We start from the raw sequence: 17,797 nt of genomic DNA on the forward strand, positions 1-17,797 counted from the left end.
TGATGTTTCAGAGCAGATAAATCCCCGCTGTTTCATCCAACGCTCTGCCAGAATAGGCCACTGTTCTGTTGGCCCACCTTTGCGTCCCAGACCAAAACGCAGCATATGTAGAGCTTGTCTGGCATCCGCCAGCGGCGATGATAATAGCTGCCCCATTCGGGCGAACAGGCCGCATGATATGCAGACCCGGCGCATAAATGCCGCCCCCCTGCCTATAGCCGCTCACCATGCAGAAACATGAAATATTCATGACATCTCCGTAAAATACGAAGAAACACCCCCGCAAAAGCAGCCAAAACACCCCTTTTCTGCTTCCTCTAGCACTATTATGTGGTGCTGTTTCCGCTCCTGATAAATTGCAGTAGAGTGAGCCGCCTGAAAGGGGACAGAAACGTGATGCACCAGAAGCAGCATATTGTGCAGCGTTATGAAGATGAGCTACTCCATTTACGATCCCTGATGGAACAGATGGGCGGGTTGGTGGAACACCAACTTTCTCTCGTGCTGGCAGCCATTACCGAAAATGATGGACAGGCTGCCCTTCTGGCCGCACAGCAAGATAGTGACGTAGATGCGCTAGAACACAAAGTGGAGACACTGGCCATTCGCCTTCTGGCCCTGCGTGGCCCCATGGCTGCAGACCTGCGGGAGATCGTTGCCTGTATTCCCATGGCTGGCGCATTGGAGCGCATGGGCGACTATGCCAGCTCCATTGCCCGCCGTCTCAGCCAAATGGAACAGCCCATCCCCCGGCCCGCTCGCCTTGCCCTAAGTGAAATGGGCCGACTGGTACTGGAACATCTCCGCCGCATCATGGATGCCCTAGAACATAAGGATGCCGACGCCGCCCATGCCATTTGGGCTGCCGACCAGCTAGTGGACCAATATTGCGAGGCCATGACGGCTGATTCACTGGAGCAGATGACCCGTCACCCTCATACCATCCGCCTCCATATTGCCCTGCTCTTCATCATTAGAAATCTGGAACGGATCGGCGATCACACAACCAATATAGCCGAGCGTGTGGTCTTCATGGTCACGGGGTCCATGCTGCCCCCATCCCGCCCGCATGGCCATGACAGCCAACACAGCCCTCCCAGACAGGAACCGCCTCGCTCATGACAGCCCCAATATCTCACAAAGGCTCTATTCTCGTTGTAGAAGATGAACCCGCCCTGCGGGTCCTACTGGAACATAGCCTGCGTCAACGTGGCTATCAGGTCAGTACTGCCGTGGATGGCGAACAGGCCTTATCCTTTCTTGAAGAGACGCGGCCCGACCTTGCCCTGCTAGACTGGATGATGCCCGGTCTCTCCGGGCTAGAACTATGCCGCATCATCCGGCAAAAACCGGGCCTGAAGGACCTTCCCGTCCTTTTCCTCACCGCCCGAACGGACGAGCAGGATGTCATAGCTGGGCTGGATAATGGTGCTGACGACTATCTGACCAAACCATGCAGTGCCGATAAACTAGATGCCCGCCTGCGTGCACTGCTGCGCCGTACACGCCCCGTGCAAGACATCATAACCTTCGGCCCCCTCACTCTGGAGCCAGAAAACCATCAGGTTACCCGGTCCGGGCGTGCTATCGCTCTAGGACCAACCGAATACCGCCTGCTAGAACTTTTCATCCGCAACCCCCGCAAGGTCTTCTCCCGAGAAGACCTGCTAAAACGGCTATGGGGGCCTAATGTCCATGTGGAGCTCCGCACCGTGGATGTGCATATCCGCCGTCTCCGCAAAGCTCTGAATGAAGGGGACGAGAAAGACCTCATACGAACAGTGCGAGCGGCCGGCTATGCCTTGGATGACAGCGTAATCAACCGAACCGCCAGCTAAATCTCTCGTGGCTGCATCCTCCCTTCTTCTACCGGACCTCATTGCGGTGGTCTGTACCTGTCTGGCCCTGGCAGGCTGGGGAATGGTCTGGCATCTGTCCCGCCGTGTCCATCTCTCGGAGCATGAGCCCCATCACCGCAGCCCGGACCGCAAACCCACTCCGAATAGCAGCACCATGCTCGCCGATGCGGCCCCATTGCTGGTAGAGGCCATCCCCGGCATGGCTCTCATCCTCGGCTCCATGGGCCAGATTCTCGCCTGCAACGAGGATGCCCGGACCCATTATGGGAAGAGTCTCGGGGCACTGCTTCGTCACCCTAATGCACGGGACACGCTGAAAACGGCCCTCCATGCGCCTTCAGCGACCGATATGGCTCTCCCTGCGGCCTGCTCGACCACCGTCCGTCTAGATGTCCCCGTAAAATGTTCCGTCCATCTTGCCATGCGCCGGGTAGGAGGAGCATCAGAACGGGATAGTCTTGTTCTTGTCCTGTTGCATGATCGTAGCATCATGCAAGCCGTAGACCGTATGCGGGCCGATTTCGTGGCCCATGCCAGCCACGAACTTCGCACGCCTTTAGCCTCCCTAAGTGGCTTCATCGACCTAATGCGGGAGGAAGGCGACACGACAGACCCATCCTCCCGTACCCTGTATCTGGACATCATGAACCAGCAAGCCACACGGATGCAGCGTCTGATCGATCGGCTGCTCTATCTCTCCCAGCTGGAACTAAAGGGGCACCATCGCCCTCATGAAAGACTGGATGTAGATGACCTGTTCGCCCTTGTTCTTGGTGAAGTCACACCACGATTCCACGACTCCAACCGCACACTGACTGTCGATCATGAAGAAAACCTCGCCCTGCTGGCAGACAGGGATGAAATGGTGCAACTTCTCCTAAATCTCATCGAAAATGCCATCCGATACGGCACAAAGCCAGACCATCCCCTGCATGTCCGCCTTCATGCCAGACAGGCCACCCCTGCCGAAGGGCCATCTCCCGCTACGCCTGGAGTCCTGATTATGGTTGAGGATAATGGCCCCGGCATTGCCGCCCATCACATCCCCCGACTAACAGAACGCTTCTACCGCATCACGGACCAGCCAGAGGGTAGCACCGGGGGCGAGCAGGGCACAGGGCTAGGACTAGCCATAGTCCGCCAGATTTTAGAAAGACATGGTGGGCAGATACGCTTTACCAGCACACCGGGACAAGGCACAGCCTGCCTTGTCTGGCTCCCAACAGCCCCCGCTCCACAGGGCCACCGTTAAAAACGGCACGAAAATTCAGCAGCACATGGGGGGCGCTGCCAGTCGTAAATCGTAGCTTTTCCGTACAAAGGACAGACCGGGCAGCATCCTGCATAACAGGGCTTTCACTTTGTTTCATAATCAGAATAATTTATTTTTTAAGGCTTATAACAGGGTCAGTTTTAGCCCATAAAAGAGGAAGAGATTCATTCAACAAGGGCCTTATATTTTCCATGCTCAGCCTGTTTGATCTGTTCAAGATAGGGATTGGCCCTTCCTCCTCCCATACTGTTGGCCCCATGCGGGCTGCTCAGCGTTTTGCCGATGTACTGGCAGACCTACCCGATGGCCCGCTGGAGAAAGACCCCGCACGCATTGTTGTTACTCTCTACGGGTCACTAGCCCTAACAGCCGAAGGCCATGGCACCATAAAAGCCGTCCTCCTCGGGCTAGCGGGAGAAACACCTGAGCATGTCGACCCGGAAACTGCTAAAAAACTGGTTCATCATATTGAAAGCACCCATCTGCTGAACCTCAACGGGACGAGTTTCTCCTTCGACTATCAAAACGACATCTGTCTGGACACAGGCACCATTCCCCCCATTCATCCCAACACCATGCAGTTCGAAGCCTTCGCCCGGGATGGAACCCTCATTACACGCCAGCGTTTCTGTTCCGTTGGCGGGGGGTTTATCACACCGGAAGACCAGGCACGGACAATGTCCTACTCCCTGCCCGAAGTACCCTTCCCCTTCCGCAGTGGTGCCGCATTGCTGGCCCATACCAGACAGCAAAATACCAGCATTGCCAGCATCATGATGGCCAACGAAACCGCTACCCGCCCTCTCTGGGATGTTGAGCGGGGCATGGACCGCATCACCGAGACGATGCTGTCCTGCATCGAAGCCGGGTTACGCAATACGGATACACTCCCCGGCCCGCTAAAAGTGCAGAGACGAGCCGCAAAACTCTATGCACGCCTTCAGGCTAAAACCAATACGGCCCCTTCCCCTCATGGTGTGATGAACTGGATCAGCCTCTTCGCCATTGCCGTGAATGAGGAAAATGCAGCCGGTGGGCGAGTCGTAACCGCCCCTACAAACGGAGCAGCGGGCGTCATTCCAGCTGTCATGCGTTATTATCGAGACTTCTGCCCCGAATATTCAAAAGACGGCCTACGGACCTTCCTGCTAACCGCCGCCGCCATCGGGGGGCTCTTCAAACTCAATGCCTCCATCTCTGGGGCAGAAGTGGGATGCCAGGGAGAGGTTGGTGTGGCGTCCTCCATGGCCGCAGCAGGGCTGACAGCCGCACTGGGCGGCACACCAGAACAATGCGAACATGCCGCAGAGATCGCCATGGAGCACCACCTAGGCATGACCTGCGACCCGGTGGCTGGCCTTGTGCAGATCCCTTGCATCGAGCGGAATGCCTTTGGGGCTGTTAAAGCCATCAATGCCTCTTCGCTGGCGATGAGCGATGATAGCGGGGCGCATTATGTCTCGCTGGATCACGTCATCAAGACAATGGCCGAAACAGGCCGAGACATGAATCATCGTTATAAAGAAACGGCACTAGGGGGATTGGCCGTCAACGTACCGGCTTGCTGATGGCTTACTCCAGCCATCAAGATCGCTTGCCTGAAACTGCCGCAGCCCATACGATATTGTGAATCCTTTTTCCCCCTGTGCTGCGGTACGTTCACCCCATGACACGCCATCCTTTGCCTGTTTTTCTGCTCGCTGCCTCTATGCTGGCTGCCGTCTCCACCGCCCGGGCGGAGCCGGGGGATCCCCTCCCGACCAGTGCCCGCCCCGCCGCACCGGCCCTTCTCATCCCCACCCTGCCTTGCCAGAAACTGGCCAGCACCCCCCTCACCTATGCCTCCACCGGCAGTGATGATTCGCTGCATGTCCATGTGCAATGCGCTATGGAGAAGGGGCCGGACGATCTCTGGCGGGCTAAGTCCTGCACATACGCCTCCAAATGGAACGGGTTTTACATGCCCCGTCACCATAAGGCGCACCCCTACCGGGAAGCTGTAGCGGCCTATATGAACCATGCCTGCTTTGCGGACAGCCAGCTAACGCCCTACTTCTCGGACGAGCAGACTGATCAACCTGATGCTGTCTCTAGTGAAGATGCGTGGTCTTCCCGTCTGATCGCCCCGTGGCGTGGAACACAGCCTGCACGTGGAATCAGCCGAGCACAGGATGAAACAGTTGGTACCGTTTTCCTCCACAACAAGGCCGTCACGTTGAAGCTGAGCTTTACCCATGTCCCACCCGTAACAGCGGCAGAAAACAATTTGGACAAAGCCGCCCATTCTCCCAACCGCTTCCAGCCTGCCATCAGCCTAATCAATCTGGATGATGTATCCGCCTCAAAATAACGAGGCGGGGGTCAGTCCACCACTCGGAAGGTGAGATTATAGCGGCACTCCAATCCTGTTCCGGTCTGGGCGGAGCGAACGGGTAGGACACCATGAAAATGACTCCGGCTTGGGCCACCCCACACCACGACATCACCATGATGTAACAGCACCTTGCGGCAGGTATCCTGCCGCTGTGCCCCGCCCCACTGGAAAAAAGCTGAAAGCCCCAGCGAGACCGACACGACCGGGGCCTCCATAATACGTTCATCACGATCCTGATGAAGCCCCATCCCAGCACCGGGTGCATAACGGTTAATCAGCCCGCATTGTGGAACGAACCCCTCATAACCAGCCGCCCGCGCCGCCCGGCCAGCCAGTGCCAGAAATAGGGACGGCAAAGCGGGCCATGGCCTGCCTGTCAGCGGGTCAGTCCGCACATAGCGATACCCTTGCCCGTCACTCACCCAACCATAATCACCACATGCTGTCATGGCAGCAGCCATCCGGCCACCACCGGCCACTCTGTAATGACGAAAAGGGGCCTGCTGCGTAATAATCTCGACAGCATGAAGCAACGCCTGCGCTTCTGCTCGCGCAAAACCACCTAGCAATACCGCACCCGAGGACAGGCTAAGCCGCTCTCTGGTCTCCGGAAACAGATCATCCATCAAGAACGATTACCGCCTTTACTGCCGCTGGAAAAAGCGTATCTGCCTCGTAGTGATCTTCAGGTCCTTCAACGCCTTGGAAAATACAGCGAAATGTGGTGCGGCCTCATGCGCCTGAAAAGCGGCACGGCCCGCATAGACCTCATGCAGAACGACAAGTCCCGGCTCATCCTCACTGCACTGTATGGTAAATTCCAGACAGCCCGGCTCATCAGCCTTCGAATGAACGGCATCATATCGGCAGACCTCAAGGAACGCCTCCAGCGTGTCCTTCTGAGCCTCAAACTCGGCCAAAACAACCAGTGGTTTGGACATGGGACTCCTCCCTGCATGACAAACGATGACGGCTTATCCGCCTCCCCAACAGGATGGACCCACAACCGCGTTCAACGCAACTGCTCTGCCATGCAATAACAGCAAGGCACCGCCCCCCTTGCCAGAGAGAAACGAGCAAGGTCTGATGTTGGGCGAGCTTTTTTACCCCCTATGAGGCAACAGGGATTCCCCATGACTGACCAGCAGAATACCGCCGCCACCCGTTTTCTCGACAGTACGGGCATTTCTTACAAAACCTGCCAGTATGATTACGCTCCACAGAAAGGCCATATCGGCGAACAGGCGGCCAGTGCCATCGGGGCAAAGCCTTCAGCCGTTTTCAAGACACTCGCCGTGAAAATCGACCGTAAACAGCCTGCCTTTGCGGTTATTCCCGTAGATAAACGGGTCAATTTCAAAGCACTCGCCATCGCTCTTGGCGGCCGGAATGCCAAAATGATGCAGCCAGATGAAGCCCATGACCGCACAGGGTTCGTCTCTGGCGGGACAACACCTTTTGGCTCTCGCCAAACTCTCCCTACAGTCATCGACCGCAGCGCCCAGAAGCACAAGACCATATGGATTAATGCCGGGGCCCGGGGTTTTCTAGCCTGTCTGACACCACAGGACGTACAGGCAGTAACGCAGGGCCTCTTTGCCAATATTGCCGAGTAACCGGATAAAGAACGACCTAGCCCCAGCGAAGATGACCGTTTCGTAACACTGATTTCACTAACATTTGCAGAGCCACCTCCTGTATTCTGCCTTTGCGATGCCCCCATATGGAAGGGGCCAGTCGGGCAACAGCCTGACAGAACTGGAACAAGGAAAACCAAGATGATCCATGTCCCCAGAATACTGAAGCAAGTGGCCACAGGCCTCGCCCTAGCCACGCTAACCTGCGGGCTAACAGCCACCCAAGCAGAAGCACATCATCACCACAGTTTCGGCCACAGCTTTGCCAGAGGGCTGGGTTTTGGTGTTGGGTCTGGTGTTGGTTACAATACGATCGACCGCGTATTTAACGGGTTCGGCGGTAGTTACGGCGGCTATGGTGGCGGCTACAACATGCCTTATATGGCACCCAGCTACACCCCGCCGCCGCCCAGTACAAATGTCATCGTCGTCCAGCCGCCAGCAGCCCCGCCGCCTATGCCCGGCTATCCTTACCCCGTGCCCGGCTATACCCATTATCAGCCCGGTCAGGGGTATGTTTCCCAAACAGTCACCTATGTTCAGGGATATGGCTACGTCCCCTCACCTCCCCAACCAATGACCCCATAAACTAGATGGCGAAGACGGTTTTAACCTTTTATTCGGAAACCGATATTACTTGAACAACCAGTAAAAACAGGTTGATCTAGGTGGGATAATATCTTTATGGAGGCAGAGCTTCTACAATAACACGGTAAGAAAGAGTTAATAGCCAGGGATGGTCTTCTGCCGCCTCTTCATTGACCGCCCTGTGGCGACAACATTGTTGGCGCTCGCCATCTTTCTGTCCGGGCTGATTGCTCTGCCGTTCCTCCCCATATCCACCATGCCGGATATGACGGCCACCTCCATCATGGTCATCGCCAATCAGCCGGGGGCGGACCCGCAACAAATGGCAACCTCTGTCTCTACCCCTCTAGAGCGGCGGCTGGCAGCCATTGCGGACATCCAGACACTGGAATCCGTCACCAATAGCGGGCAGACCTCTATCTTTCTGGACTTCTCTTCTTCCCGGGATATCAATGGTGCCTTACGGGACGTTCAGGCAGCCTTACATGCTGCCCGGAGCGACCTACCAACCAGCACGCTGGCCGCCGATCCACAGGCCTTCAAGCTGGATGGCGACAAGCCGATCTATCTGCTCCATCTAACATCAGACCAACTTCCTAGAGCGCAGCTTTATGACCTTGCCACCATCAGGGTCCGCCCTGTTCTCGCCCAGATAGCCGGTGTGGGACGGGTCGAGCTGTTCGGTGCCTCCAACCCCGCTGTCCGAGTCGAGCTGAACCCTTACCCGCTCTACCGCTGGGGCCTAAACCCCGAAGATATCCGCTCTGCTCTGGCCTCGGCTAATGCCTTCACACCCAAAGGGTTTATTAACTCGGGCAATCAGCGCATCCAGCTACAGACCAATGATCAGGCTATTGATGCGGCTCATTATAAGGACCTCATTGTCGCCTATCGTAATGGGCAAAACCCCATCTACCTAAAAGACATCTCCACCGTGCGAGATGATGTGCAAGATGTCTACCAAAACAGCACATTAAACGGGAAAACGGCCATTACTATTGCTGTCATTCCACAGCCACATGCCAATGCGGTGGAAATCGTGAATGACATCGTAAAGCGTATTCCCCGGCTCCAGCAGGCCCTCCCCGCCAGTGCGGAACTCCGTACAGGGCTGGACTTGTCCCTGACCATTCGGGCCTCCCTGATAGATGCTAAACAGACTCTAGTCATTTCCATCTTTCTGGTCGTGCTGGTCATTGCCCTATTCTTCCGCCATCCAGCCAGCACACTCATCCCGGCCATTACAATCCCCATCGCCCTTGCCGGGACGCTGACAGTTATGGCGTGGTTCAGTTTCTCGCTGGATATCCTCTCTCTCATGGCCCTGACCATTGCGGTTGGCTTTGTCATTGATGATGCCATCGTCGTGCTGGAAAACATCGCCCGGCATATGGAAAATGGCATGGACCGCTATCAGGCCAGTATTCACGGCACCTCGGAGATTGCCTTCACTATCGTCTCCATCAGCCTATCCCTCATCGCCGTTTTTATACCCCTGCTCAGCATTCCCGGCACGCTTGGTTCCGCCCTGCATGAATTCGCCCTGACGATGGCCGCAACCATCACCATCTCCATGGTTCTATCCCTCACCCTGACACCCATGCTCTGCGCCCACTTCCTTACGATAGAACCAGCAGGCAGCACCCCAAGAGCCCCACACAGGCCCTGCTATTCTCTTTTGGAAGACCCTGTCGCATGGGCTCTCTACGGAGGGAGGCGAACCATCCAGGCTGTGGAAGCAGGCCTTGCCCGCCTTACCTCACTCTACGACCATTCAATGCATTGGAGCCTGCGCCACCCTCGGCTTATCGGGCTAACCCTACCAGGCAGCTTCCTGCTTATGGTCGGCATAATCGCCATCATGCCCAAAACTGCCATTCCCCGCATGGACCTTGCCATTCTTCAGGGCAGTATTAATGGCGAGCCAAGCCTCTCCTTCAAAGCCCTGACCCGCAGGATGCATCAGGTAGAATCCATCATCCAAAAGGACCCAGCCGTCCAGACAGTCGTGACCTTCAACCGCACCAGCTATACAGGCCGCATCTTCGTCACCCTCAAGGATAAAAGCCTGCGTGACAGCATCCCCGTTGTACTGGCACGGCTGCGAAAAGCCATTCCCCAACAGGCGGGAGCGGAGGCCTTTTTTTGGGCACTGAACAATGGTCGGCAAGGTGGGGGGGACAGTAATACCACCGGCAATTACCGTTATGTCCTCCAGAGCGACAGCAACGGCCCCCTTTATGCCACCATCCCCCCCCTAGTGGCACAGCTGCGGGCTAGCGGAAAATTCCGCAACCTCTCCACCGATGCGGAGGATTTGAGCTTTTTTGCCAATATTCTCATCCATCGCGACCTCGAGGCTCGCTACAGCATCACACCCCAACTTGTGCAAAATGCTCTCTTTGACGCCTATGGGCAGAGCATTGTCTCCACCATCCACCTCCCTCTAACCAATCACCGGGTCGTCATGGTGGTCGCTGAGCCATTCCGTGAATATCCCAACATGTTACATCATCTCTGGCTTTCTACCTCTGCTGGAACGGCAGCAGGAGGTATTGCCTCCAACCTCATCCGTGTTCGGTCCAAGGGGACACTCAGCACGCAAGCATCCCTTGCACGGGATTCCGTCACCAACTCACTCGCCAACAAACTATCGGGCAATAGCTCAAACGGTGCCGCCGTGTCCTCGGCACGAGAAACGATGATCCCGCTGGATAATGTCGCCAGCATTGTCAAAACACCTATGCCCCTGAGCATTACCCACCATAACGGCTATTACGCTACAACACTCTCCTTCGATCTGGCGGAAGGCACCAGCTATGACGATGCCATTACGCTGATACACAGGGCCTTGGTCAATCTGCACGCATCAGACCAAATTCATGGGGAATTCACAGGGACAACCGGCGAGACAACCGACCTGATGCTCAACGCACTGCTCGCCTTTCTGGCGGCTGTTGCCATTATGTACATCACTCTCGGCATCCTCTATGAAAGCCTCCTCCACCCGCTCACCATTCTTTCCACACTGCCATCCGCTGGTGTCGGTGGCGTGCTGGGCCTCTGGATTTCTGGAGAGCAATTCAGCCTTGTGGCCATCATCGGCGTCATCCTGCTGACAGGGCTGGTCAAGAAAAATGCCATTCTGGTGATCGACTTCGCCCTATACATCCGTCAGCATCACCCGGACATGACAGCAGAAGAAACCATCCGCCATGCCTCCGTCACACGCTTCCGCCCTATCCTAATGACAACACTGGCCGCAGCCCTCGGCGGCATCCCACTGCTGATGAGCCAAGGCTATGGCTGCGAATTGCGCCACCCGCTCGGCGTGGCCATTCTGGGCGGGATGGCTGTCAGCCAGCTCCTTACTTTCTACACCACACCAACAGTCTATCTCCTGCTGGAAGGGCTGAAACACCGCAGCCTAACACTAATAGGCAGAATGCGGGCTGCTCTATAAGCCGCCTCTTATAAGCTCAACAGGGGAAAACGGTCAGACAGGCTATGATGGGGCCGATTGCACCGCCCTGCTGCTCTTCCTATAAATGGAGGCCCTGAGGAGGAGGCCCGCCCATGACCCAGAAACACGATGCCAACCCGGCCCATTCATCCCTTGATGATGGAGATTCCCTGCTGCCCCGTCCGACCCGCCGTACGGTTCTGACAGCCGGTTCTCTTGCTCTGGGTGGTGCTGGTGCCTGCACATTGGCTGTGCCATTTCTGGACAGTCTCCGCCGCACACAAGCAAGCTCTGCTGCCAGCACGCACGAACAGACCGTCATGGATGTTTCCGTGCAAGACCTAGAGCCCGGCGCACATAAGGTCGTTGTCTGGCAGGGGATGCCTGTAGCCATCCAACACCGCACGCCGGAAATGATTCGTGCGCTGGAGGACCCCGCCCTCCTTGCCCAGCTACTGGACCCGCAATCCCGCATACGGCAGCAACCCCGTGAGGCCGAAAATACCCACCGGTCCCTCCGGCCAGACTATGGCGTGTATGTTACCATCTGCACCCATCTGGGCTGCGTGCCAGACTACCAGAACATCGCCAGCCTGCCCGCTTCTGGCGGGTTCTTTTGCCCCTGCCACGGGTCGCAATTTGATGGAGCGGGCCGTGTCCTTCGCAACATGCCTGCCCCCTACAACCTGCCGGTCCCTCCGCTCCATTTCGTGGATGACCATACGATCCGACTGGGTGAGAGCCCACTCTCACCCCATTATAGCATGAACAGCATCCAGCAGCTCTAAGGGACAGTCCGCACCATGAAAGACAGCACACCCCCGACCGGCCACTGGCTCGACTCTCGCCTGCCCTTCCTGCGGCCTTTCTGCCAGCATATGGCCCGCTTCCCCATGCCACCGGTCAATCTGCTTTGGACGATTGGTGCCTGCCTAATGGTCGCCTTCGGGCTGATGTTCGTTAGCGGGCTGTTCCTGTCCCTACATTATCAGCCTGATCTCTCTCTGGCCTTTGACAGTGTAGAAGCCATAGAACGGCGGGTTCCCTCCGGCTGGCTCATCCGCAGCATCCATACAGGCGGTGTCAGCCTGTTGTTTGCTGCGCTCTATATCCATGTCGGACGGGGCCTCTGGTACGGATCTTACAAAGCCCCACGAGAAATAGTCTGGCTCTCCGGCTTGTTCCTGATGCTTCTATTCATGACAACCGCCTTTGCAGGCTATGTGCTGCCATGGGGGCAAATGTCCTATTGGGGGGCTACCGTCATCACCCATGCCGTGGAGGCCATACCGGGCATCGGGCACGGGCTGCTCGTCTATCTGCTGGGAGAAGATACTCTGGGCGGGGTGGCTCTGCACCGCTTCTTCATCCTGCATTTCACGCTTGGCTTCATCATCGCTGCGATAGTCGGTCTCCATATACTCTGCCTACATGGTACAGGCTCCAGCAATCCTACGCTGGACAGTCCCCATCCGGATCGCACGACCCGCCCCTTTGCCCCGTTTTATGTGACGAAGGATTGTTTAGCTGTCTGCGTATTCCTAGCTATTTTTACCGTGCTAATTTTCTTCCTGCCGGGGCTGCTCAGCAAGCTGGATAACATCATCCCAGCCAACCCTCTCAAAACACCAGCGGACATAACACCAGAATGGTATCTAGCCCCGTGGTTTGCCATGCTGCGGGCTATTCCCTCCCGCCTCGGGGGGCTGATTGCGGCGGCCTCCAGCCTTCTGGTCCTCTTCCTCCTACCGTGGTTGGACCGGTCCCCCCGCCATAATGCAACCTACCGTCCGCTCGTCCGGCTCGGTATGGGGTTCTTCTTTATCGCCTTCATCACCCTCATTCTGGCAGGGATGCACGGGGCCACACCTCTCTGGGTCTGGCTCAGCCGAGGGGCCATGTTGGTGTGGTTTCTCACTTTTCTGGTACTGCTCCCTCTGGTTGCCTACAGGGAACGACAGGCCGCCGGTAACGCCCCCACACAGGGAGAGACACCATGATGCGCTCGTGCTTCCACCCAACGGGCATGGTCTTTCTAGCCGCCCTATCCCTAACCAGCATCTCCACCACGGCCAGAGCGAACAGCCCTGCCCCAGTGCAGGCACCCGCTACACAGGCGGCGGCTCCCACAGCGGACCCTCTGCCTACCATGCGCCCAGAAGAACGAGGGTTGATGATCTTCCAGCAGGTATGCAGCTCCTGCCACAGCATGGAACGAGCCCATTATGGAGACATGATTGGCCTTCAACCCTCCGTTACGGCTCTACAGCACTGGGCACAGCAGCGTCATGCAGGGCTGGAAAGCCCTATCGCCTCTCCCTATCCCAGCGTCGCCGTGGGCAAGGCCAATAATGGCGGAGACTATCCGCCAGACCTCTCCCACATTGCCCGGACCATCCGGGGTGGGCCGAATTATATCCGCCAGATGCTGGCAGGCTACCGCCCTACCCCACCCGGCGTAACACTCGCCCCGAACACCTATTACAATCCCATAGCCTTAACACATCACCACAAATTCAAGATGCGCCCACCGTTGCATGAAGGAATGATCACCTTTCCCGATGGGACACAGGCCACCATTCCCCAGATGGCCAGCGATGTAACGGCCTTCCTCCAATGGGCAGATGATTCCCATCGCCGTACCCGCCAGTTCATCGGCACGGCAGTGCTGCTCTATCTTACCCTGCTTGGCGGGGTGCTTCTCGCCCTATGGCGGCTTCTAAAACGGACTGCCTGAAACAGAAGAAACCCCGCCGGGAACTCCTCAGGCGGGGTTTCTTTAAATTTCAAGGGAAATAGTTTTCTTATATCAACCTATAGGCGCCTCCCCAGCCCGAATGCGAAAAAACGCCTAACCCAGCCTGCGCCGGACGACCAAGGACGGGTGAAAAAAACATACTCAAAACCAGAATGACCACATTTTTTACACCGTATCACTTTGGGCATAAGCACATCTGACGGCTGATGTGACACATAAACAGCCCCACAGGATGTGCAGACCTGCTTCATGTACCTGTCAGGCGTATAAACCACCATACGAGCGTCTCCCTCCACAACAGACCATGCCCTCATGAAGAAAACATGGTCTGTCCTGCTTCACTGAATGACCTAGTACCAGCCTGGTATGTCAGTTCCGGTCATAGGCCATCAGAAAGCACATTCAGGGAGCTGGATTAGCATTCAGCTGATGGATGGCGTTGATCTTCTCTTCCAGCTCTGGCGTGATCTCCACTTGAATAGAGGTCAGTGCCGTCTCAAGCTGTTCCATCGTTGTGGCCCCAATGATGTTGGATGTCACGAAGGGGCGGGATGTAACAAAGGCTATGGCCATCTGGGCAAAATCAAGCCCGAATTCCTTCGCCAGAGCCTGATAGGCCCGGATGGCATCATCCACACCCGGCTTTTCATACCGCTGACCACGGTTGAAGAGAGTCGTGCGGGCTCCTGGTGGGCGGGCACCATCCAGATATTTGCCGGTCAGATAGCCCTGCGCCAGAGGCGAATAAGCCAGCAGGCCGACATCTTCCCGCAACCCCATCTCGGCCAGACCAATCTCATAGGTCCGGTTCAACAGATTGTAGGCGTTCTGAATAGAGGCAATGCGAGGCTGCTTTTCCTCCCGTGAGACACGCAGGAACTCGGACACACCCCAAGCGGTCTCGTTGGACAAGCCAACGTGACGGACCTTTCCTTCCTTTACCAGCTCACCTAAAGCCCCCAGTGTTTCGGCAATCGGCACTTCATCAGCATCGGAGAGCGTGCGGAAGGTCGTACCACCCTCACCAAAGATGTTGATCTCACGATCCGGCCAGTGAAGCTGGTAAAGGTCCAAATAGTCGGTATTCAGCCTCTTCAGGGATTCATCAATGGCATAGCGTATCTGCTGCGGGGTCAGGCGGGGCTTTTCCCCACCGGGCCGGAACCAGTCATTTTGACTACGCCCGACCACCTTGCTGGCCAGAATGACCTTATCCCGGTTACCACGAGCCTTCAGCCAGCTTCCCACGATCCGCTCGGTCGAGCCCTGCGTTTCTGCCCGTGGAGGAATGGAATAAAGCTCTGCCGTGTCGATGAAATTTACGCCATGTTCGAGGGCCTTATCAAGCTGGGCGTGGCCCTCAGCTTCCGTATTCTGCTGGCCGAATGTCATAGTCCCAAGGCATAGTTCACTTACCTTAAGGCCAGTCCGCCCCAGTGTTCTGTACTGCATGGCCGTTTCTCCCTATCTGTGATCAAAGCATATCGAGATCAGGCATCCTGACATGCCCGTAATGTAAGGCGATGCGACCGGGAACAGGCATACTTCCCTTTTGCCCCGGCTTGCCGCTATCCTGCCCTCATAGAAATGCACAATGTAGCATATCAGGAAAACAGGCAGGGCCAATGCGTATTCTACTGGTTGAGGATGATCCGACTGTCCGCTCCTTTGTTCTCAAAGGGCTAAAGGAGGCAGGCCACAATGTGGATCAAGCTGATAATGGCAAAGATGGACTCTATCTCGCCATCGGGGAGAAATACGACATCATCATCCTCGACAGGATGCTCCCCGGCGGTATTGATGGGCTGAATATCCTTGAGACCATACGAGGCCAGAAAAACAACACCCCTGTGCTGCTGCTTTCTGCCCTTTCCGACGTGGATGACAGAGTGGACGGGCTGCGGGCTGGCGGGGATGATTATGTAACGAAACCCTTTGCTTTTTCCGAACTACTGGCCCGTGTGGAAGCATTGGGCCGCCGAGGGCACAATGAGTCCGCCCCCGAAACATCCCTAACCGTGGGGGACCTAACGCTAGACCTTCTCTCCCGCGAGGTTCGCCGCAATGGGCAGAAGATCGACCTCCAGCCCCGTGAATTCCGCCTGCTGGAATTCCTCGTCCGCCATGCCGGGCAGGTCGTCACCCGGACAATGCTGCTAGAAAAGGTCTGGGACTATCACTTCGACCCACAGACGAACGTTATCGACGTCCATGTCTCCCGTTTGCGCCAGAAGGTGGACAAGCCGTTCGAGACGGCCATCATCCACACAGTCCGCAATGCAGGCTACATCCTCCGCCCCGCTCAGGACTGACAAGACCGGACACTATGGCAAAGGACAGAACACCCCCCCGCCACCGCCGATGGTTCTACCGCTTTGCTATCCGCAATGGGACCGGAAAGCGGCGTTGGCCTATCCGCTCGGCAGGGATCAACTTCGCGCTGGGCTATGGTGTCCTGTTCCTCATTTCGGCAACGCTGTTCCTATCTTTCATCTGGTGGAGCAGCACAAGCCTGCTAAATGACCATGTCCGGGCTTTCATAGAGACCGATGCGCAAGAGCTTCGACACCGCTGGAACCACGGGGGGGCCGAAGCTCTTGGGGATGCCATCACCGACAGGCTGGAACAGAACATTGATGACGATGCCCTCTATCTGCTCATGGACCGCCACGGCAGACGACTAGCCGGAAATCTGCCGGGTTGGCCTGTCGCCATCAAGAAGATGAATCATTTCTATGAACTGACCATCCGTCGCTACACCTTCACCACACCAGCCCAGTTTAAGGCCTATGCTCTGCCTCATGGGTTCAGATTGATTGTCGGACACGACATACGGGGCCGTACCCTCCTCAGCACCGTCATCACCCGTACGGTCATCTGGTGTGCAGTTATGATCTCCCTGCTGGCTGTAGGGGGTGCGCTGGTGGTACGGGACCTCTTCCGCCGCATGGTCGGTTCCATCGCCCGCACAGCTTCCGCCGTTGCCAATGGCGACCTCAACCACCGCATCACTCTGACAGGCAGCGAAACAGATCTTGTCGCCGAGACAGTCAACACCATGCTGGACAGGATAAACCGGCTAATGGAGGGTGTCCGGCAAGTCTCCAACGCCATTGCGCATGACCTGCGAACCCCCATAACGCGAGCCCGCAACCAGCTGGAAGAAGCCCTCTTCTCCGCCTCATCACCCGATGAGCTGCGTGTGGCGGTCGATAAAGCCATTGGAGACCTGGACCACATAACCGGCATTTTTGAGGCCCTCCTCCGCATCGCCCAGATCGAGGCCGGCGCCCGACGCTCGGCCTTTACAATCGTCGATCTCAACCAGCTTCTCGCCAATATGGCCGAGCTGTACGAAGCTTCCGCTGAAGATGCCGGATTGAAGCTAAAGCTAAATATCACGACACTACCTGCCTTGTTCGGCGATGAGCGCATGCTCCAACAAGCACTGGCCAATCTGCTAGACAATGCCATCAAATTTTCCCCACCTGACAGCACACTAACCCTCAGTGCTCATCCTGTTATGGCTGCGGCAACCTCCAGCAATACCAACGAGCGACAGCGTCCCCTAGGGCTCGAGATCAGCGTGCAAGATCAGGGCCCCGGTATGAATGATGCGGACATACTCCGTGCCCATGAACGTTTCTTCCGTGCCGAGAGCGCCCGCAATACACCCGGCTCCGGCCTTGGGCTTTCTCTGGTACAAGCTGTCACCAGCCTGCATCATGGCCGTCTGATCCTCACTCAGGCCAACCCGGGCCTGAAGGTCACCCTCTTCCTCCCCCTGACACCAGAGGCCGAGCAGACTGGCAGAAGCACCACGCCGACGCAAAATACATCATGAA

Annotated in this window: 17 protein-coding genes; 13 read left to right on the top strand and 4 right to left on the bottom strand. The window is 56.6% G+C overall.

Going from position 1 to position 17,797, the window contains the following annotated elements:
* Positions 1 to 7 precede the first annotated feature (7 nt).
* Positions 8 to 250, bottom strand: a complete 243-nt coding sequence (locus CPA57_RS04515; protein WP_182081609.1) for a hypothetical protein — start codon at positions 248 to 250, stop codon at positions 8 to 10.
* A 146-nt stretch (positions 251 to 396) separates the two neighbouring features.
* On the opposite strand from CPA57_RS04515, the gene phoU reads away from it, so the two are divergent.
* From phoU to CPA57_RS04540, 5 genes are all read left to right on the top strand, one after another.
* Entirely contained in the window at positions 397 to 1,122 is a 726-nt protein-coding gene (gene phoU / locus CPA57_RS04520; protein WP_182081837.1) for a phosphate signaling complex protein PhoU, read from the top strand.
* Positions 1,119 to 1,838 carry a response regulator gene (locus CPA57_RS04525; RefSeq protein ID WP_182081610.1) on the top strand — a complete coding sequence of 240 codons (720 nt, stop codon included), beginning with the start codon at positions 1,119 to 1,121 and terminating at the stop codon, positions 1,836 to 1,838. The genes phoU and CPA57_RS04525 overlap by 4 nt, the downstream gene beginning before the upstream one ends.
* Positions 1,839 to 1,845: 7 nt before the next feature.
* On the top strand, positions 1,846 to 3,111 hold the full coding sequence (locus tag CPA57_RS04530; RefSeq protein WP_326831347.1) for an ATP-binding protein: 1,266 nt from the start codon (positions 1,846 to 1,848) through the stop codon (positions 3,109 to 3,111).
* Between the two features lie 212 nt (positions 3,112 to 3,323).
* Positions 3,324 to 4,700: an L-serine ammonia-lyase gene (locus CPA57_RS04535; RefSeq protein ID WP_182081611.1), complete on the top strand. Its 1,377-nt coding sequence runs from the start codon at positions 3,324 to 3,326 to the stop codon at positions 4,698 to 4,700.
* A gap of 98 nt (positions 4,701 to 4,798) precedes the next feature.
* Complete coding sequence (locus CPA57_RS04540; protein WP_182081612.1) at positions 4,799 to 5,482, top strand: hypothetical protein; 684 nt, start codon at positions 4,799 to 4,801, stop codon at positions 5,480 to 5,482.
* Between the two features lie 11 nt (positions 5,483 to 5,493).
* Here CPA57_RS04540 and alkB read toward each other — a convergent pair whose 3' ends face one another.
* Complete coding sequence (gene alkB / locus CPA57_RS04545; RefSeq protein WP_182081613.1) at positions 5,494 to 6,132, bottom strand: DNA oxidative demethylase AlkB; 639 nt, start codon at positions 6,130 to 6,132, stop codon at positions 5,494 to 5,496.
* Between the two features lie 18 nt (positions 6,133 to 6,150).
* Positions 6,151 to 6,447 carry a putative quinol monooxygenase gene (locus CPA57_RS04550; protein ID WP_182081614.1) on the bottom strand — a complete coding sequence of 99 codons (297 nt, stop codon included), beginning with the start codon at positions 6,445 to 6,447 and terminating at the stop codon, positions 6,151 to 6,153.
* A gap of 192 nt (positions 6,448 to 6,639) precedes the next feature.
* On the opposite strand from CPA57_RS04550, the gene ybaK reads away from it, so the two are divergent.
* The 6 genes from ybaK to CPA57_RS04580 all read left to right on the top strand — a co-directional run bounded on the left by ybaK (position 6,640) and on the right by CPA57_RS04580 (position 13,931).
* Positions 6,640 to 7,122 carry a Cys-tRNA(Pro) deacylase gene (gene ybaK, locus CPA57_RS04555; RefSeq protein ID WP_182081615.1) on the top strand — a complete coding sequence of 161 codons (483 nt, stop codon included), beginning with the start codon at positions 6,640 to 6,642 and terminating at the stop codon, positions 7,120 to 7,122.
* Between the two features lie 162 nt (positions 7,123 to 7,284).
* Entirely contained in the window at positions 7,285 to 7,731 is a 447-nt protein-coding gene (locus CPA57_RS04560) for a hypothetical protein (protein WP_182081616.1), read from the top strand.
* A 148-nt stretch (positions 7,732 to 7,879) separates the two neighbouring features.
* Complete coding sequence (locus CPA57_RS04565; RefSeq protein WP_182081617.1) at positions 7,880 to 11,194, top strand: efflux RND transporter permease subunit; 3,315 nt, start codon at positions 7,880 to 7,882, stop codon at positions 11,192 to 11,194.
* A gap of 113 nt (positions 11,195 to 11,307) precedes the next feature.
* Complete coding sequence (gene petA, locus CPA57_RS04570) at positions 11,308 to 11,982, top strand: ubiquinol-cytochrome c reductase iron-sulfur subunit (RefSeq protein ID WP_182081618.1); 675 nt, start codon at positions 11,308 to 11,310, stop codon at positions 11,980 to 11,982.
* 15 nt (positions 11,983 to 11,997) lie between these two features.
* Positions 11,998 to 13,194, top strand: coding sequence for a cytochrome b (locus CPA57_RS04575; RefSeq protein ID WP_182081619.1), 1,197 nt, complete (start codon positions 11,998 to 12,000; stop codon positions 13,192 to 13,194).
* Entirely contained in the window at positions 13,191 to 13,931 is a 741-nt protein-coding gene (locus CPA57_RS04580; protein ID WP_182081620.1) for a cytochrome c1, read from the top strand. Before CPA57_RS04575 ends, CPA57_RS04580 begins: the two co-directional genes overlap by 4 nt.
* Before the next feature lie 423 nt (positions 13,932 to 14,354).
* Here the strand turns inward: CPA57_RS04580 and CPA57_RS04585 are convergent, their stop codons facing one another.
* Positions 14,355 to 15,404: an NADP(H)-dependent aldo-keto reductase gene (locus CPA57_RS04585; RefSeq protein WP_182081621.1), complete on the bottom strand. Its 1,050-nt coding sequence runs from the start codon at positions 15,402 to 15,404 to the stop codon at positions 14,355 to 14,357.
* 173 nt (positions 15,405 to 15,577) lie between these two features.
* Between CPA57_RS04585 and CPA57_RS04590 the strand changes: the two genes are divergently transcribed.
* Positions 15,578 to 16,264 carry a response regulator transcription factor gene (locus CPA57_RS04590; protein WP_077397016.1) on the top strand — a complete coding sequence of 229 codons (687 nt, stop codon included), beginning with the start codon at positions 15,578 to 15,580 and terminating at the stop codon, positions 16,262 to 16,264.
* A gap of 14 nt (positions 16,265 to 16,278) precedes the next feature.
* Positions 16,279 to 17,796, top strand: a complete 1,518-nt coding sequence (locus CPA57_RS04595) for a sensor histidine kinase (protein ID WP_182081622.1) — start codon at positions 16,279 to 16,281, stop codon at positions 17,794 to 17,796.
* The last annotated feature ends 1 nt before the right edge of the window (position 17,797 follow it).

The sequence above is a fragment of the Bombella favorum genome, assembly GCF_014048475.1.
Lineage (GTDB): Bacteria > Pseudomonadota > Alphaproteobacteria > Acetobacterales > Acetobacteraceae > Bombella > Bombella favorum.